This is a genomic window from Streptomyces sp. NPDC005576 (assembly GCF_042871745.1).
In the GTDB taxonomy this organism is placed as follows: Bacteria; Actinomycetota; Actinomycetes; order Streptomycetales; family Streptomycetaceae; genus Streptomyces.
This window is the reverse complement of record NZ_JBIAJC010000005.1, coordinates 122,654-146,339: the sequence shown is the minus strand read 5'-3', so window position 1 is coordinate 146,339 and position 23,686 is coordinate 122,654. Positions and strand designations below refer to the sequence as shown.

Sequence of the window (23,686 nt, the reverse complement as noted above, 5' to 3'; positions counted from 1 at the left end):
CCGGGACCCGTTCAGACCATTACTGAAGTGCCCCATCTTTTCGCTTGACGGCGAGGGGCTCGAACCCCCGAAAGAGGGATTGACGACAAGTGCTCGACGTCAACTTCTTCGACGAGCTGCGGATCGGCCTTGCCACCGCGGACGACATCCGGACCTGGTCCCACGGCGAAGTGAAGAAGCCGGAGACCATCAACTACCGCACGCTCAAGCCCGAAAAGGACGGACTCTTCTGCGAGAAGATCTTCGGTCCGACCCGGGACTGGGAGTGCTACTGCGGCAAGTACAAGCGTGTCCGCTTCAAGGGCATCATCTGTGAGCGCTGTGGCGTCGAGGTAACCCGCGCCAAGGTGCGCCGTGAGCGCATGGGCCACATCGAGCTTGCCGCTCCCGTCACCCACATCTGGTACTTCAAGGGCGTCCCGTCGCGCCTCGGCTACCTACTGGACCTCGCGCCGAAGGACCTCGAGAAGGTCATCTACTTCGCCGCGTACATGATCACGTTCGTCGACGAAGAGCGCCGCACCCGCGACCTCCCGTCGCTGGAGGCGCACGTCTCCGTCGAGCGTCAGCAGGTCGAGAACCGCCGCGACTCCGACCTGGAGAACCGCGCCAAGAAGCTCGAGACCGACCTCGGCGAGCTGGAGGCCGAGGGCGCCAAGGCCGACGTGCGCCGCAAGGTGCGCGAAGGTGCCGAGCGCGAGATGAAGCAGCTGCGCGACCGTGCGCAGCGCGAGATCGACCGTCTCGACGAGGTGTGGAGCCGCTTCAAGAACCTCAAGGTCCAGGACCTCGAGGGCGACGAGCTGCTCTACCGTGAGCTGCGTGACCGCTTCGGCACGTACTTCGACGGCTGCATGGGCGCCGCCGCGCTGCAGAAGCGCCTGGAGTCCTTCGACCTCGACGAGGAGGCCGAGCGCCTCCGCGAGATCATCCGCTCCGGCAAGGGCCAGAAGAAGACCCGTGCGCTCAAGCGCCTCAAGGTCGTCTCCGCGTTCCTGCAGACCAGCAACAAGCCCAAGGGCATGGTGCTCGACTGCGTGCCGGTCATCCCGCCGGACCTGCGTCCGATGGTGCAGCTGGACGGTGGCCGCTTCGCGACCTCCGACCTGAACGACCTGTACCGCCGCGTGATCAACCGCAACAACCGCCTGAAGCGCCTTCTCGACCTCGGTGCCCCCGAGATCATCGTGAACAACGAGAAGCGCATGCTCCAGGAGGCCGTCGACGCGCTGTTCGACAACGGCCGTCGTGGTCGCCCGGTCACGGGCCCCGGCAACCGTCCGCTGAAGTCCCTGAGCGACATGCTCAAGGGCAAGCAGGGTCGATTCCGCCAGAACCTCCTCGGCAAGCGCGTGGACTACTCCGCGCGTTCCGTGATCGTCGTCGGCCCGCAGCTCAAGCTGCACCAGTGCGGTCTGCCGAAGGCCATGGCGCTGGAGCTCTTCAAGCCGTTCGTGATGAAGCGCCTGGTGGACCTGAACCACGCGCAGAACATCAAGTCGGCGAAGCGCATGGTCGAGCGTGGCCGCACCGTCGTGTACGACGTCCTCGAAGAGGTCATCGCCGAGCACCCGGTGCTGCTGAACCGTGCGCCCACCCTGCACCGCCTCGGCATCCAGGCCTTCGAGCCCCAGCTGGTCGAGGGCAAGGCCATCCAGATCCACCCGCTCGTCTGCACCGCGTTCAACGCGGACTTCGACGGTGACCAGATGGCCGTGCACCTGCCGCTCTCCGCGGAGGCGCAGGCCGAGGCCCGCATCCTGATGCTGTCCTCGAACAACATCCTGAAGCCGGCCGACGGTCGCCCCGTCACCATGCCGACCCAGGACATGGTGCTGGGTCTCTTCTTCCTCACCACGGACGAAGAGGGCCGCAACGTCAAGGGCACGGACCGCGCGTTCGGCTCCACGGCCGAGGCCACCATGGCCTTCGACGCCCGCGAGCTGTCGCTTCAGGCGAAGGTCGACATCCGCTTCCCGGTGGGCACCATTCCGCCGCGTGGCTGGGTGCCGCCGGTCGCCGAGGAGGGCGAGCCCGAGTACCAGCCGGGTGACACCTTCCGTCTGCGTACCAGCCTGGGCCGCGCGCTCTTCAACGAGCTGCTGCCCGAGGACTACCCGTTCGTCGACTACTCGGTGGGCAAGAAGCAGCTCTCCGAGATCGTCAACGATCTGGCCGAGCGCTACCCCAAGGTCATCGTGGCGGCGACGCTCGACAACCTGAAGGCGGCCGGTTTCCACTGGGCGACCCGCTCCGGTGTGACCGTCGCGGTCTCCGACATCGTCGTGCCCGAGGCCAAGAAGGCCATCGTGCGCGGCTACGAGGAGCAGGACGAGAAGGTCCAGAAGCAGTACGAGCGCGGTCTGATCACCAAGGACGAGCGCACGCAGGAGCTCATCGCGATCTGGACCAAGGCGACCAACGAGGTTGCCGAGGCGATGAACGCGAACTTCCCCAAGGTGAACCCCATCTTCATGATGGTTGACTCGGGTGCCCGAGGAAACATGATGCAGATGCGTCAGATCGCCGGTATGCGTGGTCTGGTGTCCAACGCCAAGAACGAGACGATCCCCCGTCCCATCAAGGCGTCGTTCCGTGAGGGCCTCACCGTCCTCGAGTACTTCATCTCCACGCACGGTGCCCGTAAGGGTCTGGCCGACACCGCGCTGCGTACCGCCGACTCGGGTTACCTGACCCGTCGTCTGGTGGACGTCTCGCAGGACGTGATCATCCGCGAGGAGGACTGCGGCACCGACCGCGGCCTCAAGCTGAAGATCGCCGTCAAGGGCGAGGACGGTGTCCTGCGCAAGACGGACGACGTCGAGACCTCGGTGTACGCCCGCATGCTGGCCGAGGACGTCGTCATCGACGGCAAGGTCATCGCGCCGGCCAACGTGGACCTCGGTGACGTGCTCATCGACGCCCTCGTCAACGCGGGTGTCGAGGAGGTCAAGACGCGTTCGGTCCTGACCTGTGAGTCCGCGGTCGGCACCTGTGCCTTCTGCTACGGACGCTCGCTCGCCACCGGCAAGCTGGTCGACATCGGTGAGGCGGTCGGCATCATCGCCGCCCAGTCCATCGGTGAGCCCGGTACCCAGCTGACGATGCGTACCTTCCACACCGGTGGTGTGGCCGGTGACGACATCACCCAGGGTCTGCCCCGTGTCGTCGAGCTCTTCGAAGCCCGTACGCCGAAGGGTGTCGCTCCGATCTCCGAGGCCGCAGGCCGCATCCGGATCGAAGAGACCGAGAAGACCAAGAAGATCATCGTCACGCCGGACGACGGCAGCGAAGAGACTCCCTTCCCGATCTCGAAGCGCTCCAAGGTGCTCGTCCGCGAGGGCGACCACGTGGAGGTCGGCCAGAAGCTGACCTTCGGTGCGACCAACCCGCACGACGTGCTGCGCATCCTCGGCCAGCGTGCGGTCCAGGTCCACCTGGTCGGCGAAGTCCAGAAGGTCTACAACTCGCAGGGCGTGTCGATCCACGACAAGCACATCGAGATCATCATCCGGCAGATGCTCCGCCGCGTGACGATCATCGAGTCCGGCGACGCGGAACTCCTGCCGGGCGAGCTCGTCGAGCGCTCGAAGTTCGAGACCGAGAACCGTCGTGTGGTCACCGAGGGCGGACACCCCGCCTCCGGCCGTCCGCAGCTGATGGGTATCACCAAGGCCTCGCTGGCCACCGAGTCGTGGCTGTCGGCGGCGTCCTTCCAGGAGACCACCAGGGTCCTGACCGACGCGGCGATCAACGCCAAGTCGGACTCCCTGATCGGCCTCAAGGAGAACGTCATCATCGGTAAGCTCATCCCGGCCGGTACGGGCCTCGCCCGCTACCGCAACATCCGGGTCGAGCCGACCGAGGAAGCCAAGGCCGCGATGTACTCGGCCGTCGGCTACGACGACATCGACTACTCGCCGTTCGGCACCGGCTCCGGCCAGGCCGTCCCGCTGGAGGACTACGACTACGGTCCGTACAACCAGTAAGCGAGTCGAGCGAGTCGCTTGACCGGTCCGCAGGGCGGCCATCCCGTGAGGGGTGGCCGCCCTGCGGCGTTGGATCGCCCTCGTGCGGCGCCCCGGGCGCGGGCCGTGAGGAAACTCATGTCCGGCGGGCCCGCAAGGCCGACGCGGGCGCCGACGGTGACGCCGCGGAGGTGGCGGCCAGGAGACCGGGAGCGGGCTCCCCACCCGTCCCACCAGCGGTTTCCCCGCCCCCGGCGGAACGGAGACCTGTGCGCGGGCACTCCGGGTGCCGGCACCTCGGCGTGCCCGCCGGGGGGTCCCGGCCGGGGGGCGGGGCGAGGCGCGTCCGGCAGCGTTCCATTTGTTTTGACCCAAGTCGATGAGGTAGGTACGCTCAAGCCTTGTGCCTGGGGTGTGCCTGGGCTCGGCGTGCGTGTCCTCAGCCGCAGGCCGGGTCCGTCAAAGGGCCACCGCAATCTGCGCTTCATCCGTTGTTTTCCGGCAGAGGCTTGCAGTATTCGACACACCCGACCGCGTGGGTCGGTGATGTTCCAGGTTAGTTTCAACGAACGGCACACAGAAACCGGAGAAGTAGTGCCTACGATCCAGCAGCTGGTCCGGAAGGGCCGGCAGGACAAGGTCGAGAAGAACAAGACGCCCGCGCTCGAGGGTTCGCCCCAGCGCCGCGGCGTCTGCACGCGTGTCTTCACGACCACCCCGAAGAAGCCGAACTCGGCCCTCCGTAAGGTCGCGCGTGTGCGTCTGACCTCCGGCATCGAGGTCACGGCCTACATCCCGGGTGAGGGACACAACCTGCAGGAGCACTCCATCGTGCTCGTGCGTGGTGGCCGTGTGAAGGACCTGCCGGGTGTTCGTTACAAGATCATCCGCGGCTCGCTCGACACCCAGGGTGTCAAGAACCGCAAGCAGGCCCGCAGCCGCTACGGCGCCAAGAAGGAGAAGTAAGAATGCCTCGTAAGGGCCCCGCCCCGAAGCGCCCGGTCATCATCGACCCGGTCTACAGCTCTCCTCTTGTCACGTCGCTGATCAACAAGATCCTCCTCGACGGCAAGCGTTCCACCGCCGAGCGGATCGTGTACGGCGCCATGGAAGGCCTCCGCGAGAAGACCGGCAACGACCCGGTCATCACGCTGAAGCGCGCGCTTGAGAACGTCAAGCCCGCCCTCGAGGTCAAGTCCCGCCGTGTCGGTGGCGCCACCTACCAGGTGCCGATCGAGGTCAAGCCCGGTCGCGCTGCCACCCTCGCCCTGCGCTGGGTCGTCGGTTACTCCCGTGCCCGTCGTGAGAAGACCATGACCGAGCGCCTCATGAACGAGCTGCTCGACGCCTCCAACGGCCTCGGTGCGGCCGTCAAGAAGCGCGAGGACACCCACAAGATGGCCGAGTCCAACAAGGCCTTCGCGCACTACCGCTGGTAGTCGTTACCCACATCGAGACCGAGAGAAGACTGAAGCCTTATGGCTACCACTTCGCTTGACCTGGCCAAGGTCCGCAACATTGGGATCATGGCCCACATCGACGCGGGCAAGACGACCACCACCGAGCGGATCCTGTTCTACACCGGTGTCTCGTACAAGATCGGTGAAGTCCACGACGGCGCTGCCACGATGGACTGGATGGAGCAGGAGCAGGAGCGCGGCATCACGATCACGTCTGCCGCGACGACCTGCCACTGGCCCCTCGAAGATGTCGATCACACGATCAACATCATCGACACCCCCGGCCACGTGGACTTCACCGTCGAGGTGGAGCGTTCGCTCCGCGTCCTCGACGGCGCTGTGACCGTGTTCGACGGCGTTGCCGGCGTCGAGCCGCAGTCCGAGACCGTTTGGCGTCAGGCGGACCGCTACGGCGTCCCGCGCATCTGTTTCGTCAACAAGCTCGACCGGACCGGTGCCGACTTCCTGCGCTGCGTCGACATGATCGTGGACCGCCTCGGCGCCACCCCGATCGTGATGCAGCTGCCGATCGGTGCAGAGGCCGACTTCGAGGGCGTTGTGGACCTGGTCCGCATGAAGGCCCTCGTCTGGACGGCCGAAGCGTCCAAGGGCGAGATGTACGAGGTCGTCGACATCCCGGCGAACCTCACCGAGCTCGCCGAGGAGTACCGCGGCAAGCTCGTCGAGACCGTCGCCGAGAACGACGACCAGATGATGGAGCTGTACCTGGAGGGCACCGAGCCCACCGAGGAGCAGCTCTACGCCGCCGTCCGCCGCATCACCATTGCCTCCGGCAAGGGTGGGGAGACCACGGTCAGCCCCGTGTTCTGTGGCACCGCGTTCAAGAACAAGGGCGTTCAGCCCCTGCTCGACGCGGTCGTGCGTTACCTGCCGTCGCCGATCGACGTCGAGGGCATCGAGGGCCACGCGGTCTCCGACCCCGACAAGGTCGTCGTGCGCAAGCCTTCTGAGGACGAGCCGCTCGCCGCGCTCGCCTTCAAGATCGCGAGCGACCCGCACCTCGGCAAGCTCACCTTCATCCGGATTTATTCGGGTCGCCTGGAGGCCGGCACCGCGGTGCTGAACTCCGTCAAGGGCAAGAAGGAGCGCATCGGCAAGATCTACCGTATGCACGCGAACAAGCGTGAGGAGATCGAGTCGGTGGGTGCCGGTGACATCGTCGCCGTCATGGGCCTGAAGCAGACCACCACCGGTGAGACGCTGTGTGACGACAAGAACCCGGTCATCCTGGAGTCCATGGACTTCCCGGCGCCGGTCATTCAGGTCGCCATCGAGCCCAAGTCCAAGGGTGACCAGGAGAAGCTGGGTGTAGCCATCCAGCGTCTCGCGGAGGAGGACCCCTCCTTCCAGGTTCACTCGGACGAGGAGACCGGCCAGACCATCATCGGTGGTATGGGCGAGCTCCACCTCGACGTCCTCGTCGACCGTATGCGTCGCGAGTTCAAGGTCGAGGCGAACGTCGGCAAGCCGCAGGTCGCGTACCGCGAGACGATCCGCAAGGCCGTCGAGCGTCATGACTACACCCACAAGAAGCAGACCGGTGGTACCGGTCAGTTCGCCAAGGTGCAGATCGCGATCGAGCCGATCGAGGGCGGCGACGCTTCGTACGAGTTCGTGAACAAGGTCACCGGTGGCCGTATCCCCCGGGAGTACATCCCGTCGGTGGACGCGGGCGCGCAGGAGGCCATGCAGTTCGGCATCCTGGCCGGCTACGAGATGACCGGCGTTCGCGTCATTCTTCTCGACGGTGGTTACCACGAGGTCGACTCTTCCGAGCTCGCGTTCAAGATCGCCGGTTCGCAGGCCTTCAAGGAGGCCGCGCGCAAGGCTTCTCCCGTCATTCTCGAGCCCATGATGGCCGTTGAGGTCACCACGCCCGAGGACTACATGGGTGAGGTCATCGGCGACATCAACTCCCGCCGTGGCCAGATTCAGGCCATGGAGGAGCGCAGCGGTGCTCGCATCGTGAAGGGCCTCGTGCCCCTCTCGGAGATGTTCGGCTATGTCGGAGACCTCCGTAGCAAGACTTCGGGTCGCGCAAGCTACTCGATGCAGTTCGACTCCTACGCCGAGGTTCCGCGGAACGTCGCCGAGGAGATCATCGCGAAGGCCAAGGGCGAGTAACTCTCCCGAGCTCACGCTTTAGGCTTGTCACCGGAGCCTGCTGGGCATCACCGTCAACGCGCGAGCGGTGGCGGTGGGTGCCCCGGGCTCCGGCATCCCAGCAAAGATCACCTGGCGCCGATGAAGCAAGGCGTACAGAACCACTCCCCAGGAGGACCCAGTGGCGAAGGCGAAGTTCGAGCGGACTAAGCCCCACGTCAACATCGGCACCATTGGTCACATCGACCACGGTAAGACGACCCTCACGGCCGCCATTACCAAGGTGCTGCACGACGCGTTCCCCGACCTGAACGAGGCCTCGGCCTTCGACCAGATCGACAAGGCTCCCGAAGAGCGTCAGCGTGGAATCACGATCTCCATCGCGCACGTCGAGTACCAGACGGAGTCGCGTCACTACGCGCACGTCGACTGCCCGGGTCACGCTGACTACATCAAGAACATGATCACGGGTGCGGCGCAGATGGACGGCGCCATCCTCGTGGTCGCCGCCACCGACGGCCCGATGCCGCAGACCAAGGAGCACGTGCTCCTGGCCCGCCAGGTCGGCGTTCCGTACATCGTCGTCGCCCTGAACAAGGCCGACATGGTGGACGACGAGGAGATCCTGGAGCTCGTCGAGCTCGAGGTTCGTGAGCTCCTCTCCGAGTACGAGTTCCCGGGCGACGACCTGCCGGTCGTCAAGGTCTCGGCGCTCAAGGCGCTCGAGGGCGACAAGGAGTGGGGCCAGTCGGTCCTGAACCTGATGGCCGCCGTCGACGAGTCGATCCCGCAGCCCGAGCGCGACGTCGACAAGCCGTTCCTGATGCCGATCGAGGACGTCTTCACGATCACCGGTCGTGGCACCGTCGTCACCGGTCGTATCGAGCGTGGTGTCCTGAAGGTCAACGAGACCGTTGACATCGTGGGCATCAAGCAGGAGAAGACCACCACCACGGTCACCGGCATCGAGATGTTCCGCAAGCTGCTCGACGAGGGCCAGGCCGGTGAGAACGTCGGTCTGCTCCTCCGTGGCATCAAGCGCGAGGACGTCGAGCGCGGCCAGGTCATCATCAAGCCCGGTTCGGTCACGCCGCACACCGAGTTCGAGGCCCAGTCCTACATCCTGTCGAAGGACGAGGGTGGCCGTCACACCCCGTTCTTCAACAACTACCGCCCGCAGTTCTACTTCCGTACCACGGACGTAACGGGCGTTGTGACCCTTCCCGAGGGCACCGAGATGGTCATGCCTGGTGACAACACCATCATGAACGTCGTGCTGATCCAGCCGGTCGCCATGGAAGAGGGCCTGAAGTTCGCCATCCGTGAGGGTGGCCGGACCGTGGGCGCCGGCCAGGTCACCAAGATCATCAAGTAATTGCTTGAGGTCTGACCTGGTTGCTCCTCACTGAGCACCGAGAAGGGCCCCGTCCCGCCGCGCGAGCGGTGGGACGGGGCCCTTCTTTCTGTGTCTCGGCAAGCGTCTCGGCAAGCGTCTCGGCGAGCGTCCCGCCGAGCGTCCCGCCAAGCGTCTCGGCGAGTGTCTCGGCGAGCGGGGGACCATCCGCACCCCCTACTTCCGGGCCGCCTGGGCTGCCGCGCCGATCTTCGGGGCCAGCTCTTCGACGACCCATTCGACGCTGTGCGGGGTGGGCTCCGCGAGGGCCTGGCCCAGGGCGGGGTCGAGGGGGATGTACCGGCCGTCGGTGACCGCCGGCATCGCCCGGAAGGCAGGGGTCTTCTCCAGGGTGGAGAGGGCGTCCGTCGTGCCGGTCGCGAAGACGATGTCGGTGTCGGCCTGCCCGACCTGGGCGTAGTCGAGGTAGGTGCGTGCCGGGTTGCTGGCGCCGGGGAGCAGGGACATGAGTTCGTTCAGCTTCATCCCGAGCTTCCGCAGGACGCGCGCGGAGGTGTCCTCGCGCGATCTGACCGCGCCGACACCGTGGGGCATGGGCGAGACCAGCAGGTTGAAGCGAGTTCCGGTCATGGCGGGGAAGGTGGCGCGGGCGTCGAGCGCGGTCTGTTCGGCGGCGCTGATCAGCTGCTCGCCCTGGTCCTCGACGTCGAGCGCCTGCGCGATGATGCGGGTGCTGGTCTGCCAGGGGTCCGCGTCGGGGCCCTTGATGTAGTGCACGACGGGCGCGATGGCGGAGAGCTTGGCGTACACCGGGTCGAGGGTGCGGTCCCGGGTCGCCAGGATCACATCCGGTTTGTACGAGGCGACCTGGGCGACCAGGTCGCCGTCGGCCCGGAGCAGGTGGGGCCGCTTTCCGGTGAGGGCGGTCTCCGTCCAGGGCGCGATGCCGCCGGAGACTCCCTCGGCGGCCGGCGGCATGGCCGCCGGCTTGAAGCCGAGGGAGAGTGCTATGTCGGCGCTGGCGCTGTCGAGTGCGACGACGGTACGGGGCTTTCCCTGTATCTCCGCAGTGCCGAGCTTGCCCTCGACCGAGATGGCGGGGGCGGTGACGTCGGCCGCGCAGGCGGTGGCCAGCAGCAGAGTGGAGGCCATGCCGACGAGTGCACCGGTCCGGATGCGGGTGTTCATGCTTCTCCTTGACTCGCTCTCGCTCCCCGCGACAGTAGCCCGATTCGTTCGCACGTACGTTCCTGGAATGTGTGATTCCGGTTGCCCGGGCCACCCGGGCCGGAAGCGTTGGCGGCGGGAGCCTGCCCATGATCCGGGCGCCTCCAACCGCCTACGGGAGCGCCTGACCGCCTACCGGGAGCGCTTGACCGCGTACCGGAGGCGCCTGGCCGCGCCCGGTGCTCGTCCGGTGATCGCCCGCGGACCGTCCTCAGTCGGTGACCGCAGCCAAAGCGTTGCGGACCGGCCGGCGGACCATGAACACGTCGATCGGGTCCTGGCTCTCCTCGACGAAGCCGTGCCGCTCGTACAGGGCGCGGGCGGCGCTGCCCTGGAGCACGTTCAGCCGGACCTCGGTGCCCGCCTCGTCGGCGCGGACGAGCAGCGTGCGCAGGACGGCGGAGCCCACCCCGAGGCCCTGGAGGGCGGGGGTGAGGTAGAAGTTCTCCAGCACGCGGCCCTGCTCGGTGGGGCGCAGGGTCACGCTCCCGGCGAAGGTGCCGTCGACCTCGATGACGGAGGTGTGCTCCGGCGCGAAGGTGTCGCGCAGCCGCTGACGTACGCGGTGCTCGTCGTACCGACCGAGGCGCTCGAGGTCCGGACGCATGACGACGGCGCGCAGCTCCGCGATGGTTTCGAGGTCGCCGGGGAGGGCGGGGCGCAGGGCCCACACGGCCGCAGCGGTGAGCGTGGTGCTGTTGTCCATCCGTCAAGTATCCAGGAGTCGTTCACGGCCTGACGGCGGGCCCGTGATGGGTCTCGGGCCCGCCGTCACGCTGTCACACCGTCACACCGTCGCCTCGTTCTGCCGTCAGCCGAGGATCTTCGCCTTGGCCCGCTGGAACTCCTCGTCCGAGATGTCGCCGCGCGCGCGGACCTCGGAGAGCTTGGCGAGCTGCTCGGCCGGGGTCGTGCCGCCGGCGGTCTCCCGGATGTACGTCTCGAAGGCGTTCTGCTGCTCCTTCGCGTGCCGGTGCTCCCGGCGGCCCATGCCCCGTCCGCGCGCGATGACGTAGGCGAAGACGCCGATGTACGGCAGCACGATCACGATCAGGAGCCAGAGCGTTTTGGCGATGCCGCTCATGTCGTCGTCGCGGAAGATGTCGGCGATGATCCGGAAGAGGAGCACCAGCCACAGGACCCAGATGAAGACCCACATCGCGGTCCAGAAGGCTCCCAGGACCGGATAGTCGTAGGCCAAGTACACACCGTTGCTCATCGTTCTTCTCCTGTCGGAGCCGTAGCCGCGCCACTCCCCCCGGGAGCCTCCATCCTGCGTCCGGTCGGAGAAGTCGGCCACGCGAGCGCGGAGCGGCGGGTCTCCCTCAGCCCAGCGGGGGCGCCGCCGCCACCCGGCTCACCCGGGCTCCCGGCAGCCCGCGCAGGATCTCCGCGCCGATCTCCGTGAGGCGCTGCGCGTCCGGGGGCGTGGCGCCGAGCCCGACGGCGTACTGGACGAATGCCACGCCGCCCCCGGTGCTCTCCGTGCCTCTCCCCGCACTGCCGGGTACCGGGCGCGGCCACGCGTGGGTGTCCGGGGACCCGGACCGGGCGAGGGCGTCGAGGAGCGCCAGGAGGCGGCCCCGGAAGCGGCCCTCGTCACCACCTTCGCGTACGGAGACCAGAGCCCAGGCGGTGTGGCGCAGGTGGAAGGGCGGCGGGGCGCAGAGCAGGGCGTACGGGACGGGCGCGGCGTCCGCCACCGCGTCCAGCACCTCCCACCCGCGGAAGAGCTCCTCGGCGAGCAGGTCCCGGCCGGCCGGGGACACCTGCGTGGAGCAGGAACGTACGGGGGCGGTCGGGGTCAGGATCGTGACGGCGCCGTCCGTCTCGCGGGCGGCCGGAAGGGAGGAGAGGGCCACCGGCCGGTCCCACTCCCACTCGGCCCACCGTGCGAAGAACCGCCGCAGCAAGGCGGTACGCGTCGGCCGGGCCGCGCCCTGCGCGAGAGCCGTCCCTTCCGCGAGGGACGCGCCCTCCGCCAGGACCGTCCGTGCCGCGAGGACCGTCCACGCCAGGCCCGGGAGCCCGCCGCCCGGCGCCGAGTCGAGTCCGCGGGCCCGCGCCCACGCCTTCACGTCGTGGGCCAGCTCGGTGAAGGCGACGCGGTACGGGGCCGTGGCCGCCAGCACCGCCACCGCGTCACTCACCGCGCTCAGCGCCGCCGCTGCGGCCTCGTCGCCCAGCTCCCCGCGCCGCTCGACCGCCTCCGACGGGGGAACGCCGACCGGGACGACCGTCACCAAATCCACCCGCACCCCGTTGAGCCGGAAGCGCAGTCCCGGGACCCGGGCCCCGACCACCTCACGCACCTCCTCGGCGTCCGGGAGCCGACGCCCCAGCGCTCGGGCGCCCAGGCCGTGTTTTGAAAGTCCCGCCTGTCCGGCGGTGTCTGGCACGCACGCTCGCCGCGTTGTCGGGATCCCCCCGATACATCCAGTATCGGGGCGACCCTCCGCCTTGCGATCACACGCACCAGACACCACCGGCCCCGCCCTCCGGGCGGACGGCGCTACTTCCAAAACACCGCCTGGCGGAGCGGGGAGCGCCGCCACCAGGTCCACGTCCGCCCCCGGCAGGGCACCGCCCATCCGCCGCGAGCCGACGAGGTGGACGCTCGCGCCGGGGAGGGCCCGCGCCACCCGGTCCACCAGCTCCTCGACGATCACCAGCTCCTCGGCCTCAGCCGACTCCCCGGCCTCCGCCAACTCTCCGCCCCCCGGCGACTCTTCGGCCCCCGGCCCGTCCGCGGCGGACAGCTCCACGCGTACGCCGAAGTGGTCCGAGGCGTACAGCCCGGTCGCGTCCGGCACGGCGCCCACCAGCCCGGCCGCCACCGGGCGCCGGCGCTGCGAGCGGTACAGCACGCGGTCCAGGCGGGAGGCCCGTCCGGTCAGCGAGCCCACGGCGGCCAGCGGGTTCACCGACGGGTCGAAGGTGGGGGTGTGGTCGTCCGGGCCGTGGACCTCCGTCCAAGCGTCCGGGAGGCCGAGCCGGGACTGCGGGTTGGGGCCGCCGTCGTTGAAGTCCCCGACCACCAGCAGGTCGCCCGCCAGTCCCGCCAACCCCGATGCTTGATCGGCGAGTTCGCGGTCACGCCGGGCGGCTCCCTCGGCGGAGTGGTCGCTGCTGAGGTGGGTCACCGCGACGGTGACGGGCCCGTCCGCCGTCTCCACGACGACCGCCGCGACCGCCTTGTGCCGCCCCAGCGGGTGCCACCCCGCCTCGCGCACCGGAAGCCGGCTGAGCAGCAGCAGCCCGCAGTCGGCGACCTCCCGCCCGTCCAGGGCGGCGCCGAACGTGTACTCCTCCCGGACCCACGGAGAGCCTGCCAGCAGGTCCAGCAGCGCAGGTTCGACCTCCTGGAGGGCGATGACGTCCGCGTCGGCCGCCCGCAACGCGTCCAACAGGAGAGGGCGGCGGCGGGCGGTGTCGATGCGCTCGGAGTCGTACCGGTCCCAGAGCGTGTTCCAGGTCAGCACGCTCAAGCCGCCTGCGGGCGGGTCGGGTTGCGCGGCTCCAGTTGTGGGGTTCCACTCCCGGCCGTCGAAGGTGTGCGGGGTCCGGGCCGCGAAGTACGGCGACGGCAGCAGCCGCGTCTGGCGGACCCGCCCGGCCTCGGCCGTGTCCACCCGGTCCAGCCCGGAGGCGCGGTCCCACACCGTCTCGCCGTCCGCCTCGAAGAACAGCACCCGGTGCCAGGGCACGTCCCCGCCCGGCGTGAAGCGCGGCAACGGCACCCGCTTCGGCTCCCGGCCGCGCTGCGCCACCCCGATCACAAAGCGCGCCGGATCGAAGCGGGCGTCCCAGCGGATCCGGTGGTAGATCTCGTCGCTCGTCCGCATCAGGCCCTCGCCTCCACCGTTCCGCTCGTGCCCAGGTACCAGGTCCGGTGCGCCTCGCCGGGGTAGGGCGGGACGTACCGCCGCAGCTGCGCCTCCTGCACCCGGGGCGGTACGGGATGGACGCGGTCGGTGTTGCGCCGGGCCAGCTCCTCCGCGCCCACCAATGCCACCGCGTGCGTGACCATCGCGTCCCGGCGCGCAGCGGTGGTGTGCACCAGGGCGCGCTGCCTGGGGGTGAGCGAGGTGGCGTCCCAGACCGTGGTCGTACGGGGCAGCAGCGCGCGGTCCAGCCGCTCGACCGCCTCCCGCACCACCTCGGCGTCGGCGCTCTGGTCGGCCCGGTCACCCCGCGCCTCCCGCAGATCGTCGAGGGCGATGTACGTGGTGACGTCGGACAGCGTGCGGGCGTACGTGCTCTTCCCGCTGCCGGACGGCCCGCACAGAAGCACCAGGCGCGGGAAGTCGCCCGACCGCCGGCGCCAGGTGGCGGCCACCGCCTCCTCGGCGGTGGAGATCCGCCCCAGCGCGTACGCCTCGCGGGCCTCCGCCCGGCAGCGGTCGGCCGCGTCCGGCTCCAGCCCGTCGAACACTTCGCGCAGGCCGGCGGGCTCGCGGATCTCCTCGGCGTGGAGCGCCGACCACGCGACCTGTTCGCGCGCCTCGTCCGTACCGGCGGTGGCCGCCGCGAGCGCGTGCAGCGTCGGCAGATCGGCCGCCCAGGACATGCGGGTCAGGCCGGTCCTGCGGTCCTCGTCCGGGTACGGCCGGTGCAACGACCGGTGGAGCCCCACCAGATCGGCGGCCCGGACGGCAGTCGCCAGGCCGACGACCGGGGCGAGCCGGGGTACGAGGGAGGCCCGGCGTTCGCGGTGGAGCAGGCCCGCCAGAACCCCGGCCAGCCGCTCGTCACCGAAGGCACCGGAGGTCTCGCCCATGGTCCTCGCGGTACGGGCGTCCGGCTGGTCGCCCTGCGGGGCCGGGGTCGGGATCGGGGCCGGGGTCGGGATCGGGAGGGAGAGTGCCTCGCACAGGGCGTCCGCGTCGATGGTGCCGCCGGAGCGTACGTTCCACAGGGCTGCGGACGGGCCAAGCGTGTTCGGGACGACTGCCGTGTGCATCCAGTGGGTGCCGGTCGTCACGTGCCCGGGCCGCACCCACTTGGCGACCGCCCGCCCGAACTCGGCGGCTCCGAAGGCATCCGCCGGACGTACGACGTACCCCTCCTGCCGCCCGGTGTCGAGCGCGAGCTTCCGCAGTGCCTTCTCCGCCCGCGCGTCGAACACCCCGCGCCAGAGCACCGGCGGCACGGGGATGCCCAGCCCGCGCAGGAACGCGGTGGTGTCGTCCCAGCCGAGACAGCGGTCGCCGTCCCAGACGGAGAACCCGTAGAAGAAGCCGTCCAGCCGGTCGTACGGGATCGAGTGCCGCGCGAACATGTTCTCGCCACACACCCGCCACCCCGCCGGGATGCGGGAACCCACCCGCCCCTGGAGCGCCTTCACCCATCCCCGCGACGGGTGGTGGGCGGAGTCCAGCGAACGGGCGTGCAGCCCGTCCGTGTAGAGCGTGGTGTTCTCGCCGTCGAGCTTCTCCGTCACGACGACCTCGCGCCCGGCGAGCGCCGCCAGATCCGCCACCCGCACGTCGTCGGAGGTGGCGCCGGGCGACCAGGGCAGGTGCGGGGTGCGCGGATAGTGCGTATGCATAGCGGTCGGGCCCCCGTTTTGATGATGATCAGCCCGTCACAGTAGGCGGCGGCCGGGCGGGGGAGCGACAGGATTTCCCCCCGGCAGGGCCGGTGACCATCAGGCGGAGGCGCCGCCGCGTCGACGACCGGATCGCCGGCCACCGAAGGAAGCGGCCTGCTCCGGGTCACGGTCGCGATCTGCCTGGTGCTCGGCGTACTGGTCGTCGTCCGGATGGCACGCGACGGGCGGAACTCCAGTTCCCCTGCCGGTTGTACCTCCGGTTCCACTGCCGCAGTGCCGGAGCAGGTCAGCTCGTCGGCGGTTCCGCTCCCGGATCACCCGTGCCGTCCGTTCGGCAGTCGCGGCAGCGGCCCGGATCGGGGGAGCGGAACCCCCGGTCGCAGCCGTCGCAGTTCTGCATGGGGATGGGCGCCGGACCTCGCGGTGCTGTGCGGCGCCCCCGCTCGCCGGGGAGCGGGAGCGGCGGGGGCAACTGGCCGGTCAGTCTCTTGGCGAGGAACTTCGCCGGGTACTTCACCTGCGTGGGCAGATCGCTGAGGAGAGCCCTGCGCACGTCGTCCGCCTCCACACCCCGCTCCAGCCAGGCCACCACGGACGGCGCGAGCTTCCGCACGTCCTCCTCGCTGAGCCGGAGCCGCTTGTCCTCGCCCCGCAGCCCGCTGAGCAGCTCGACGGCGACGGCATGCCGCGCCAGCTCGGCGGACGTGGGCGCGGCAGGCTGCACCGGCTGCGGGAGGGAGGCGCGGATGGACGCGGCGTTGTGCACGGAGGGTTCGGTGGGTGCCGCAGGCTCGGCGGGTGCGGCTCCGGGTTCCGCCGGCTGCTGGTTCGTCCGCTGCTGGTTCGCCTCTTGCTGGTCCGTCGGCCCGGGCGAGTCGGGCGGCTGCGGCTGCGGCGGCGCGTCCGGCTCCTGGCGTACGTCCTCGCCGGACGGCGCGTCCGGGGCGTCCGCAGCTGCGTCCGTGGCGGCTGCTGCGTCCGGTTCGGTGGCCGGGGGCAGTGCTGCGTCCGGGGCTGTGTCCGGGCGCGCTGCGGCGGATGCTTCGGCGGGCTGCCGGGGGAGCACGTCGGCAGACGCGTCCGCAGCCGCAGCCGCAGCCGCAACGTCCTCCGGCTCCCACAGCTCCCGCAGGGCGTCCGCAGCCGTGCACATCGCCCGTACGGACCGCTCCCCGCCGTGCCGTCCACGCGCGGCCCGGCCGGTGCCGTTATGCCGGGCGGCGGCCGGGGACCCCGTCCGCTGCCGAGGCACTCCGGCGGCCCGTCGCCCGAGGGCCGTCCGGGTGGAGGCCTTCCGCTCGGCGGCCCTGAGCTCGGCCACGGCTTCCCGTGCGGCCCGGTCCTGGCGGGCGGCGTCGGGGTGGTTGTACGCGATCGTCCGTGTCATGAACCGGCCCTGGCCGACCCGCTCCCGGGGGCGGTCCAGGTACCCGCACCGCTCCAGCTCGCGCATGGCGCCTGCGATGGTCTCAGCGCCTTCCTGGAAACGCTCGGCGAGCGCCTTAATGCCCACCCGCCTGCCGGGCGGCAGCGACTGGATGTGGACCGAGATGCCGATCGCGACGAGCGACAGCTCGGGGTGCTGCGCCAAGTGGTTTCCGACCACCACGAACTCGCGGGTGAGCGGCACGGTCACGTGCGAGAGCCCGGAGGTCCGGGCACGACTGCGGTCGACGACCACTGTCTGGGCGCGCGGGCGCGCGCTAACCTGCTGGGTATCCATTGGGAAGCTCTCTTCTTCCTAGTTGGTCAGGCCCTCGATCGGGATGCCAGTCCCGGCGGGGGCCGCCTTATGTTTTAAGTTGGGTAGCGGATGCTGGGGGGAGCATATGCCTGCCAACCGGACGAAAATCTAGCTGAGTTACCAAACCTCACCCATCCGGGTGAGGACTCGCCGACGAGCGCGGGTCGGCCCTCGAACCAGTAGGTGGGGGAGGGGGGTTGGTTTGGTTCTTTCCCACGTCCTTTCACGTCTTTGGGGTCCCGAAGCGCCGTGTCCCCACTGGCCAGGACACGGCGGACCGGGTCCCACTCCACCGGGTCCCGGCAGCCGGGACCCGGACCTGGGAATGGTTCAGAGTGCGGGCGAAGGACCAAGGGTCAGGCCCCGGTGAGCGTCACCTCCGCCCACACGGTTTTTCGGGGGAACGGTCCGTGCTCCACGCCCCAGCGCGCCGCCAACGCCTCCACGAGCAGCAGCCCCCGCCCCGACTCGGAGTCCGCCCCGGAGGCCCGTACGCGCGGCAACCGGTCCTGGCGCGTATCGACCGCCTCGATACGGAGCGTGTCGCCGGAAAGAGTGAGCCCGAGGCGGAAGTCACGCCCCTGGACGTACCCGTGTACCACCGCGTTCGCGGCCAGTTCCGCCACCACCAGGGCTGGCACGTCCAACGGCAGCCCCCAGGAACGCAGCTGCTCCGTCGCCAGCAGCCGGGCCAGCCGGGCGCCCCGAGGGGTGGCTGAAAGCTGAAGCGTGAACTTCCCCGAGGTGGAGCGCGGTTGGATGATTTCTTGGTTCATGTCACTCAGCGTGGCCGCAGGTCACTACGCTGAGAAGTGTCGACGCGGGTACGGACGGTGACTGTCCAGTCGTGGCCCTCTCCTGTCCACCTCGTCCGACACCGCATGCCTGAGTGATGGGTCGAGAAGGCGGGGATTCTCCGATGCTGGAGGAAGACGGCAGGGACGGTACGGCGGACGGCCTGGACGAGCCGGACGTCGGTGACTTCGGCCTGGAGGACGACTCGGGCGCGGTGATCGCCGCCGTGGGCAGGCAGATCCGCCTCTGGCGGGAGGCTGCGGGCCTGCGCGCGGCCGACCTCGGCCGGGCCATCGGTTACGGCGAGAACCAGGTGTACAAGGTCGAATCCGGCAAGCGCATCCCCAAGCCGGAGTTCCTGGACAGGACGGACGAGGTTCTGGGCGCGGGCGGCAAGATCGCGGCGATGAAGCAGGACGTGGCGGAGGCGAGGTACCCGAAGAAGGTACGGGACATGGCCCGGTTGGAAGCGGACGCGGTGGAGATGGGTGCGTACACACACCAGACGCTTCACGCCCTCCTGCAGACCCACGAGTACGCCACAGCCCTTTTCGCAACTCGCCGCCCTCTGTACTCCGCTGAGGTCATCGAAAGGGCAGTTGCGGCCAGAACGGCGCGGCAGGAGGTCATCGGCAAGTCAGAGACCGTGCCCGTTTTCAGCTTCGTCCAGGACGAGGCAACACTCCGCCGGCCGCTGGGGGGTAGGGGGGTGCAGAAGAGGCAACTTGAGCGCCTCCTTGAACTGGGTCACCTGCGCAATGTGGAGGTCCAGGTGATGCCGACCGATCTGGAGGACCACGCAGGTCTGATGGGTGGCTTCCGTATCCTTCGGCTTCGCAGCGGTACTACCTTGGGATACACGGAAGTTCAGCACCTTTCGATGCTGATCACCGAACCTCGCGAGGTGCAGATGCTGGAAATGCAGTACGGGAGCATCCGGGCGCAGGCGCTCACTCCGAGGGAGTCATTGGCCTTCATCGAAAAACTGCTGGGAGAGACATGAGCATCAAGCCAACGGGCGGAGAAGCCTGGGTGTGGTTCAAGAGCAGCTACAGCAGCAGTGACGCCAACTCCGACTGCATTGAAGTCGCTGCGGCCGCCTCCGCCGTACTCGTACGGGACTCCAAGAATGTCCGTGGCCCGCAGCTCGGGTTCCGGTCCGCCACCTGGACGGCGTTCGTGGGGTTCGCCGCCGAGAACTGACAACTACTTGGGGGACAGATGAGCATGCCGGCCTCCGCCGAAGGTGCACCCGGCCTGACGTGGTTCAAGAGCAGCTACAGCACGAACGACGGCCCCGACTGCGCTGAAGTCGCTGCGGCCGCTTCCGCCGTCCTCGTACGGGACTCCAAGAACACCCCCGGCCCCCAGCTCGGCTTCCAACCGCCCGCCTGGGCCGCATTCGTGGGGTTCGCGGCCGGACGCTGACAACCACCCCGACATTTGCGAGTGCGTCCGTGTCCGGGTGCCCGGGTGTCCGGGTGCCCGGGTGTCCGGGTGTCCGGGTGTCCGGGTGTCCGGGTGCCCGGGTGTCTGATGTTGTCCGGCGTGGTCTAGGGAGCGGCCCGGGAGCGCCGGACGCCGGCCACCGCTCCGCGGCCGGCTCGTGTGACCGTCAGCCGGCCGCCAAGACCTCCACCCCGGTCTCCGCCGCGATCTGCTCGATGACCGCGTTGCCGGGATCGGTGTCGGTGATCAGCCCGGTGATCCTGTCCCAGGGGAGGACGCGGAACTGCGAGGCGGTACCGATCTTCTCGGAGGAGGCCAGGACGTAGGTGTCCGCCGCTCGTGCGGAGAGGGCGCGCTTCATGGCCGCCTCTTCGGCATCCCCGGTCGTCAGTCCGGCCTCGGGGTGGACGCCGGTGACGCCGAGCAGGCAGAGGTCGGCGGAGACGTTCTGGGCGGCCTCGACCGCTGCCGCACCGCACGTGACCGCCGAGTGCTTGAAGACGCGCCCCCCGAGCAGGAAGAGCTCCGCCCGCGGGTGGTCGAGCAGAGCCACGGCGATCGTGGGGCTGTGGGTGATCACGGTGCAGGCGAGATTCTGTGGGAGCGCACGGGCGACGGCGAGAGCGGTGGTTCCGCCGTCGAGGATCAGCGAGCCGCCCGGCCGCACCAGGGCGGCGGCGACCGCGGCCACCCGCTGCTTGCCGTCGGAGGCCACACCCTGCCGGGCGGCGTAGTCGACCACCGCGGGGGACGCGGGCAGCGCGCCGCCGTAGACCCGCTGGCACAGTCCCTCGGCCGCCAGGTCGCGCAGATCACGCCGGACGCTGTCCTCGGAGATGCCCAGTTCGGTGGCGACGTTCTTGGCGACGATCTTGCCCTCGCGGGCGAGCAGACCGAGTAGATGATCGCGTCGTTCAGCAGCCAGCATGCGCATTCTCTCCTGTTCGTGCACGATTCTGCATGTAGTGTAACCCGCCATGACCGATGAACCCCTGCCCGATGAACCCCTCACCGACCAGCCCGTGACCCATGAACCCGTGCCCCACGAACCCGCGACCAACGAATTCGTGACCAGTGGACCCACGACCGGCGAGCCCATGCTCATCCTGATCGCCGGCCCCTACCGCTCCGGCACGGACGGCAACCCGCAGGCCATGGCCGACAACCTCGGCCGCCTCGAAGCCGCCGCCTGGCCGGTCTTCGCCGCCGGGCACGTCCCGGTCATCGGCGAGTGGATCGCCCTGCCCGTCCTGCGCTCGGCCGGTGCGGGCCCCACCGATCCCCTGGCGGAGGAGGTCCTCTACCCCACGGCTCACCGCCTGCTCGCCCACTGCCACGCCGTACTGCGTCTGCCCGGCGAGTCCGCCGGAGCCGATCAGGACGTCGCCACCGCCCGAGGCCGTGGCCTGCCCGTCTACTACGAGGTGAGGGAGATCCCCCGCCGCACCCCTGCTGAGCAGGAGGCGGCGTGACCACCCGCCCCGGCGTCGACGCCCCCGACCACCGTGGCCGCACCGGCCTCGACCGGGCCGGGCGCGACCTGGACCGCAACCCGGACGTCGTGGTCCGGGACGTCGAACTCACCTCTCAGGGCTGGCACGTCCTGCGCCGCACCACCTTCGACCACCGCCGCCGCGACGGGCGTTGGGAGACCCAGCAACGGGAGACCTACGACCGTGGCAACGGCGCAGTCGTGCTGCCCTACGACACCGGACGGGGCTGCGTGCTGCTCACCCGCCAGTTCCGTTATCCGGCCTACGTCAACGACCACCCCGACGGCATGCTCGTCGAAGCGGCGGCCGGGCTGCTCGACGCGGACGATCCGCTCACCGCCGTCCGGCGTGAGGCGGCCGAAGAACTCGGCATCACACTCGGCCCGCTCACCCACGTCCTCGACGCCTACATGAGCCCCGGCTCCGTCACCGAACGGCTCCACTTCTTCGCGGCCCCCTACTCGGCGGCCGACCGGACCGGAGCCGGAGGCGGAGTGGAGGAGGAAGGGGAGGACATCGAAGTCCTCGAACTGCCCTTCACCGAGGCCCTCGCCATGACCCGCGACGGGCGCATCGCCGACGGCAAGACCATCCTGCTCCTGCAGTGGGCGGCCCTGCACGGACCGTTCGCCTTCCCGCGGAACCCCGACGCGGGCGTTGACGCTTCGGCCCCCGCCGAACGGTCCGCGAGGGACACTGGATGGCGATGAACCGCCACGACGCACACCCGGAGGGCCCGGACCTGGCAGCCCTGGCCGGACTCCTCGCCGACAACACCCGCGCCGGTTTCTGCCTGGCGCTGCTGGACGGCCGGGCCTGGACCGCGATCGAGCTGGCCCGGCACGCCGGGGTGGCCGCCTCGACGGCGACCGAGCACCTGAACCGCCTGGTCGCCGGCGGACTGCTGGCGGAGGAGCGGCAGGGCCGCCACCGTTACGTACGGCTGGCCGACCCCGCCACGGCGGAGCTCATCGAGAGCCTCGCCGCCATGGCTCCCCGCCGCACCGCACCCGTCGCCGTCTCCCTCCCCGCCGTCAACCGCAGCCGGGCCCTGGCCCGTGCCCGTACTTGCTACGACCACCTCGCCGGAGCACTCGGGGTCGCTATCACCACCGCCATGACCGACCGGGGGCTGCTCGACTGGGAGCAGGGGCTCACGCTCACCGACGAGGGCACCGCCTGGCTGGACGGGCTCGGCATCGTGCTGCCGCCGCCTACCGGGACGCGGCGGCCGCCCGTACGCTCCTGCCTGGACTGGACGGAACGCCGCCCCCACTTGGCAGGGACGGTCGGCGTCGCGGTCTGCCGGCACGCGTTCGACGCGGGGTGGATCACCCGTATCGGCACCGGCCGGGCCGTCTCCGTCACCGACACCGGCCGCAGCGCCTTCCGGGACCACCTGGGGCTGCCCGGTGACCCCGGACACACACCGGCGTACTGACACAAGCAGGGGAGCGTCCCCTCCGCTGCCCGCAGAGCCCCCACGACCCGCACGGCCCGCACCTCCCCTACCTACCGCGCGCACCGGTTCCGCGTCCGCCGCAGGCGCGGACGGACTGCCGTTCAAGCCTTCCGGCGATGGTCCGCGAATTGGACGGGGTGGCGAGCGTCTTCCTGACGGACCTCGCCCGGGACGCGGCCGCGGTCGGGGTCGCCCGGAAGGGCGGGACCCACCGGTTCGGCACGGTCGTCCCGGTGAATCCGGGCGGGCTGACCGACCCACGCCCGTCCGAGCCGGAGTCCGTCCCGGCCCCGGCCACCCGCACGAGAGCAGGGCGGACCATCGACAGGGACGACGTCCTGGCCGCCACCGGGATCCAGTTGTTCGGCGACATCAGGCAGCGAGCCCTCGCCGCAGCACGCGAAGCGACAGCGACGGGTCAGGACGGCTGAGCGGGGCCCCGAAGCCCCCGGTCCGGGACCCGCGCCCGTCTCAGACCTCCGCTCACACCTCCGCGAAGAGTTCCCGCGTGGTGGAGACGGTGAAGGCGCGGTCGAGCCAGAGCCGGAGGGTGCCGGGGTCCGTGCAGCGAGCGATCCGGCGCCGGTCTTCGGGGCCGACCGCGATGCCGCGCTTCTCCAGGGCCAGCAGCACAGCCTCGGCCTGCGCTTCAAGGCGGCCTTCCACCCGGCCCTCCTCCCGCAGCCGCTGGCTGGTCTCCGAGCGGAAGAATGAGAGATCGGCTCCCATCAGGTCCCTCCAGATCTTGGCGGCCGGGGTTCCTCCCAGACCGAGTTCGGTCAGCTCGCCGAGGATCAGCGCGGTGTCCGGAGCCACGGTCTTGCCCGGGTCCTCCTGGAAGATGCGGTGCATCGCCTCATGGGGGGAATTCACCATGAGGCGCACGGTACGTGCGCAAGCCCCGCGCCCCGGCGCGTACGGGTCCCGTTCCCTCGCGTGGGTGACCTGCACCACAGCGGGATTGACGGGACCCCGTGCGGCGGCGGCGGCCCCGTGGGGTGTGCTCGCGTTTGAGCAATCGCCCGTGGGGGGTAAGATCCTCCGCCGATTGGCCAG

At 69.8% G+C, this 23,686-nt stretch carries 21 protein-coding genes; 12 read left to right on the top strand and 9 right to left on the bottom strand.

What is annotated here, in order from left to right:
- Nucleotides 1-89: 89 nt before the first annotated feature.
- From ACFYPN_RS10750 to tuf, 5 genes are all read left to right on the top strand, one after another.
- Complete coding sequence (locus ACFYPN_RS10750) at nt 90-3,989, top strand: DNA-directed RNA polymerase subunit beta' (protein WP_275493793.1); 3,900 nt, start codon at nt 90-92, stop codon at nt 3,987-3,989.
- 573 nt (nt 3,990-4,562) lie between these two features.
- Nucleotides 4,563-4,934 (top strand): 30S ribosomal protein S12, encoded by a 372-nt coding sequence (rpsL, locus tag ACFYPN_RS10745; RefSeq protein WP_003948652.1) that lies wholly within the window; start codon nt 4,563-4,565, stop codon nt 4,932-4,934.
- Nucleotides 4,935-4,936: 2 nt separating this feature from the next.
- Nucleotides 4,937-5,407, top strand: coding sequence for a 30S ribosomal protein S7 (gene rpsG, locus ACFYPN_RS10740; RefSeq protein ID WP_358755862.1), 471 nt, complete (start codon nt 4,937-4,939; stop codon nt 5,405-5,407).
- 39 nt (nt 5,408-5,446) lie between these two features.
- Nucleotides 5,447-7,573: an elongation factor G gene (fusA, locus tag ACFYPN_RS10735; RefSeq protein ID WP_358755864.1), complete on the top strand. Its 2,127-nt coding sequence runs from the start codon at nt 5,447-5,449 to the stop codon at nt 7,571-7,573.
- Between the two features lie 160 nt (nt 7,574-7,733).
- A complete protein-coding gene (gene tuf / locus ACFYPN_RS10730) occupies nt 7,734-8,927 on the top strand; it encodes an elongation factor Tu (RefSeq protein ID WP_266705279.1) in 1,194 nt (397 codons plus the stop codon).
- A 195-nt stretch (nt 8,928-9,122) separates the two neighbouring features.
- On the opposite strand, the gene ACFYPN_RS10725 is transcribed toward tuf, so the two are convergent.
- From ACFYPN_RS10725 to ACFYPN_RS10695, 7 genes are all read right to left on the bottom strand, one after another.
- Complete coding sequence (locus ACFYPN_RS10725; protein ID WP_358755866.1) at nt 9,123-10,094, bottom strand: ABC transporter substrate-binding protein; 972 nt, start codon at nt 10,092-10,094, stop codon at nt 9,123-9,125.
- Between the two features lie 250 nt (nt 10,095-10,344).
- Nucleotides 10,345-10,839 carry a GNAT family N-acetyltransferase gene (locus ACFYPN_RS10720; protein ID WP_358755868.1) on the bottom strand — a complete coding sequence of 165 codons (495 nt, stop codon included), beginning with the start codon at nt 10,837-10,839 and terminating at the stop codon, nt 10,345-10,347.
- A gap of 105 nt (nt 10,840-10,944) precedes the next feature.
- Entirely contained in the window at nt 10,945-11,352 is a 408-nt protein-coding gene (locus tag ACFYPN_RS10715) for an SHOCT domain-containing protein (protein WP_358755870.1), read from the bottom strand.
- 106 nt (nt 11,353-11,458) lie between these two features.
- Nucleotides 11,459-13,978: an RNA repair domain-containing protein gene (locus ACFYPN_RS10710; protein ID WP_358755872.1), complete on the bottom strand. Its 2,520-nt coding sequence runs from the start codon at nt 13,976-13,978 to the stop codon at nt 11,459-11,461.
- Nucleotides 13,978-15,684 (bottom strand): RNA ligase family protein, encoded by a 1,707-nt coding sequence (locus tag ACFYPN_RS10705; protein WP_358755874.1) that lies wholly within the window; start codon nt 15,682-15,684, stop codon nt 13,978-13,980. Before ACFYPN_RS10705 ends, ACFYPN_RS10710 begins: the two co-directional genes overlap by 1 nt.
- Nucleotides 15,685-15,973: 289 nt before the next feature.
- A complete protein-coding gene (locus ACFYPN_RS10700) occupies nt 15,974-17,410 on the bottom strand; it encodes a hypothetical protein (protein WP_358755876.1) in 1,437 nt (478 codons plus the stop codon).
- 377 nt (nt 17,411-17,787) lie between these two features.
- Nucleotides 17,788-18,207, bottom strand: a complete 420-nt coding sequence (locus tag ACFYPN_RS10695; protein WP_358755877.1) for an ATP-binding protein — start codon at nt 18,205-18,207, stop codon at nt 17,788-17,790.
- Between the two features lie 143 nt (nt 18,208-18,350).
- Here ACFYPN_RS10695 and ACFYPN_RS10690 point away from each other — a divergent pair, with 143 nt between their 5' ends.
- Genes ACFYPN_RS10690 through ACFYPN_RS10680 form a run of 3 tightly spaced genes read left to right on the top strand, consistent with a single transcriptional unit; the run spans nt 18,351 to nt 19,654 of the window.
- Nucleotides 18,351-19,229, top strand: coding sequence for a helix-turn-helix transcriptional regulator (locus ACFYPN_RS10690; RefSeq protein ID WP_358755879.1), 879 nt, complete (start codon nt 18,351-18,353; stop codon nt 19,227-19,229).
- Nucleotides 19,226-19,429, top strand: a complete 204-nt coding sequence (locus tag ACFYPN_RS10685; RefSeq protein WP_358755880.1) for a DUF397 domain-containing protein — start codon at nt 19,226-19,228, stop codon at nt 19,427-19,429. The genes ACFYPN_RS10690 and ACFYPN_RS10685 overlap by 4 nt, the downstream gene beginning before the upstream one ends.
- An 18-nt stretch (nt 19,430-19,447) precedes the next feature.
- Nucleotides 19,448-19,654, top strand: a complete 207-nt coding sequence (locus tag ACFYPN_RS10680) for a DUF397 domain-containing protein (RefSeq protein WP_358755881.1) — start codon at nt 19,448-19,450, stop codon at nt 19,652-19,654.
- Nucleotides 19,655-19,841: 187 nt separating this feature from the next.
- Here the strand turns inward: ACFYPN_RS10680 and ACFYPN_RS10675 are convergent, their stop codons facing one another.
- A complete protein-coding gene (locus ACFYPN_RS10675) occupies nt 19,842-20,603 on the bottom strand; it encodes a DeoR/GlpR family DNA-binding transcription regulator (protein ID WP_358755882.1) in 762 nt (253 codons plus the stop codon).
- A gap of 169 nt (nt 20,604-20,772) precedes the next feature.
- On the opposite strand from ACFYPN_RS10675, the gene ACFYPN_RS10670 reads away from it, so the two are divergent.
- The 4 genes from ACFYPN_RS10670 (at nt 20,773) to ACFYPN_RS10655 (ending at nt 23,061) form a co-directional block, all read left to right on the top strand.
- Nucleotides 20,773-21,147 carry a DUF4406 domain-containing protein gene (locus ACFYPN_RS10670; protein WP_358756095.1) on the top strand — a complete coding sequence of 125 codons (375 nt, stop codon included), beginning with the start codon at nt 20,773-20,775 and terminating at the stop codon, nt 21,145-21,147.
- Nucleotides 21,144-21,878, top strand: a complete 735-nt coding sequence (locus tag ACFYPN_RS10665; RefSeq protein ID WP_358755884.1) for an NUDIX domain-containing protein — start codon at nt 21,144-21,146, stop codon at nt 21,876-21,878. The genes ACFYPN_RS10670 and ACFYPN_RS10665 overlap by 4 nt, the downstream gene beginning before the upstream one ends.
- The gene (locus ACFYPN_RS10660; RefSeq protein ID WP_358755886.1) at nt 21,875-22,609 is read left to right on the top strand and encodes a helix-turn-helix domain-containing protein; all 735 of its coding nucleotides are present in this window, start codon (nt 21,875-21,877) and stop codon (nt 22,607-22,609) included. The genes ACFYPN_RS10665 and ACFYPN_RS10660 overlap by 4 nt, the downstream gene beginning before the upstream one ends.
- A gap of 137 nt (nt 22,610-22,746) precedes the next feature.
- Nucleotides 22,747-23,061 (top strand): hypothetical protein, encoded by a 315-nt coding sequence (locus ACFYPN_RS10655; RefSeq protein WP_358755888.1) that lies wholly within the window; start codon nt 22,747-22,749, stop codon nt 23,059-23,061.
- Nucleotides 23,062-23,113: 52 nt separating this feature from the next.
- Here ACFYPN_RS10655 and ACFYPN_RS10650 read toward each other — a convergent pair whose 3' ends face one another.
- Entirely contained in the window at nt 23,114-23,506 is a 393-nt protein-coding gene (locus ACFYPN_RS10650) for a hypothetical protein (protein WP_358755890.1), read from the bottom strand.
- Nucleotides 23,507-23,686 lie beyond the last annotated feature (180 nt).

Coding starts and splice junctions, on each gene's coding strand:
- rpsG (WP_358755862.1), top strand. CDS start 4,937: ATGCCTCGTAAGGGCCCCGCCCCGAAGCGCCCGGTCATCATCGACCCG.
- fusA (WP_358755864.1), top strand. CDS start 5,447: ATGGCTACCACTTCGCTTGACCTGGCCAAGGTCCGCAACATTGGGATC.
- ACFYPN_RS10725 (WP_358755866.1), bottom strand. CDS start 10,094: ATGAACACCCGCATCCGGACCGGTGCACTCGTCGGCATGGCCTCCACT.
- ACFYPN_RS10720 (WP_358755868.1), bottom strand. CDS start 10,839: ATGGACAACAGCACCACGCTCACCGCTGCGGCCGTGTGGGCCCTGCGC.
- ACFYPN_RS10715 (WP_358755870.1), bottom strand. CDS start 11,352: ATGAGCAACGGTGTGTACTTGGCCTACGACTATCCGGTCCTGGGAGCC.
- ACFYPN_RS10710 (WP_358755872.1), bottom strand. CDS start 13,978: ATGCGGACGAGCGACGAGATCTACCACCGGATCCGCTGGGACGCCCGC.
- ACFYPN_RS10705 (WP_358755874.1), bottom strand. CDS start 15,684: ATGCATACGCACTATCCGCGCACCCCGCACCTGCCCTGGTCGCCCGGC.
- ACFYPN_RS10700 (WP_358755876.1), bottom strand. CDS start 17,410: ATGGATACCCAGCAGGTTAGCGCGCGCCCGCGCGCCCAGACAGTGGTC.
- ACFYPN_RS10695 (WP_358755877.1), bottom strand. CDS start 18,207: ATGAACCAAGAAATCATCCAACCGCGCTCCACCTCGGGGAAGTTCACG.
- ACFYPN_RS10690 (WP_358755879.1), top strand. CDS start 18,351: ATGCTGGAGGAAGACGGCAGGGACGGTACGGCGGACGGCCTGGACGAG.
- ACFYPN_RS10685 (WP_358755880.1), top strand. CDS start 19,226: ATGAGCATCAAGCCAACGGGCGGAGAAGCCTGGGTGTGGTTCAAGAGC.
- ACFYPN_RS10680 (WP_358755881.1), top strand. CDS start 19,448: ATGAGCATGCCGGCCTCCGCCGAAGGTGCACCCGGCCTGACGTGGTTC.
- ACFYPN_RS10675 (WP_358755882.1), bottom strand. CDS start 20,603: ATGCTGGCTGCTGAACGACGCGATCATCTACTCGGTCTGCTCGCCCGC.
- ACFYPN_RS10670 (WP_358756095.1), top strand. CDS start 20,773: ATGCTCATCCTGATCGCCGGCCCCTACCGCTCCGGCACGGACGGCAAC.
- ACFYPN_RS10660 (WP_358755886.1), top strand. CDS start 21,875: ATGAACCGCCACGACGCACACCCGGAGGGCCCGGACCTGGCAGCCCTG.
- ACFYPN_RS10655 (WP_358755888.1), top strand. CDS start 22,747: ATGGTCCGCGAATTGGACGGGGTGGCGAGCGTCTTCCTGACGGACCTC.
- ACFYPN_RS10650 (WP_358755890.1), bottom strand. CDS start 23,506: ATGGTGAATTCCCCCCATGAGGCGATGCACCGCATCTTCCAGGAGGAC.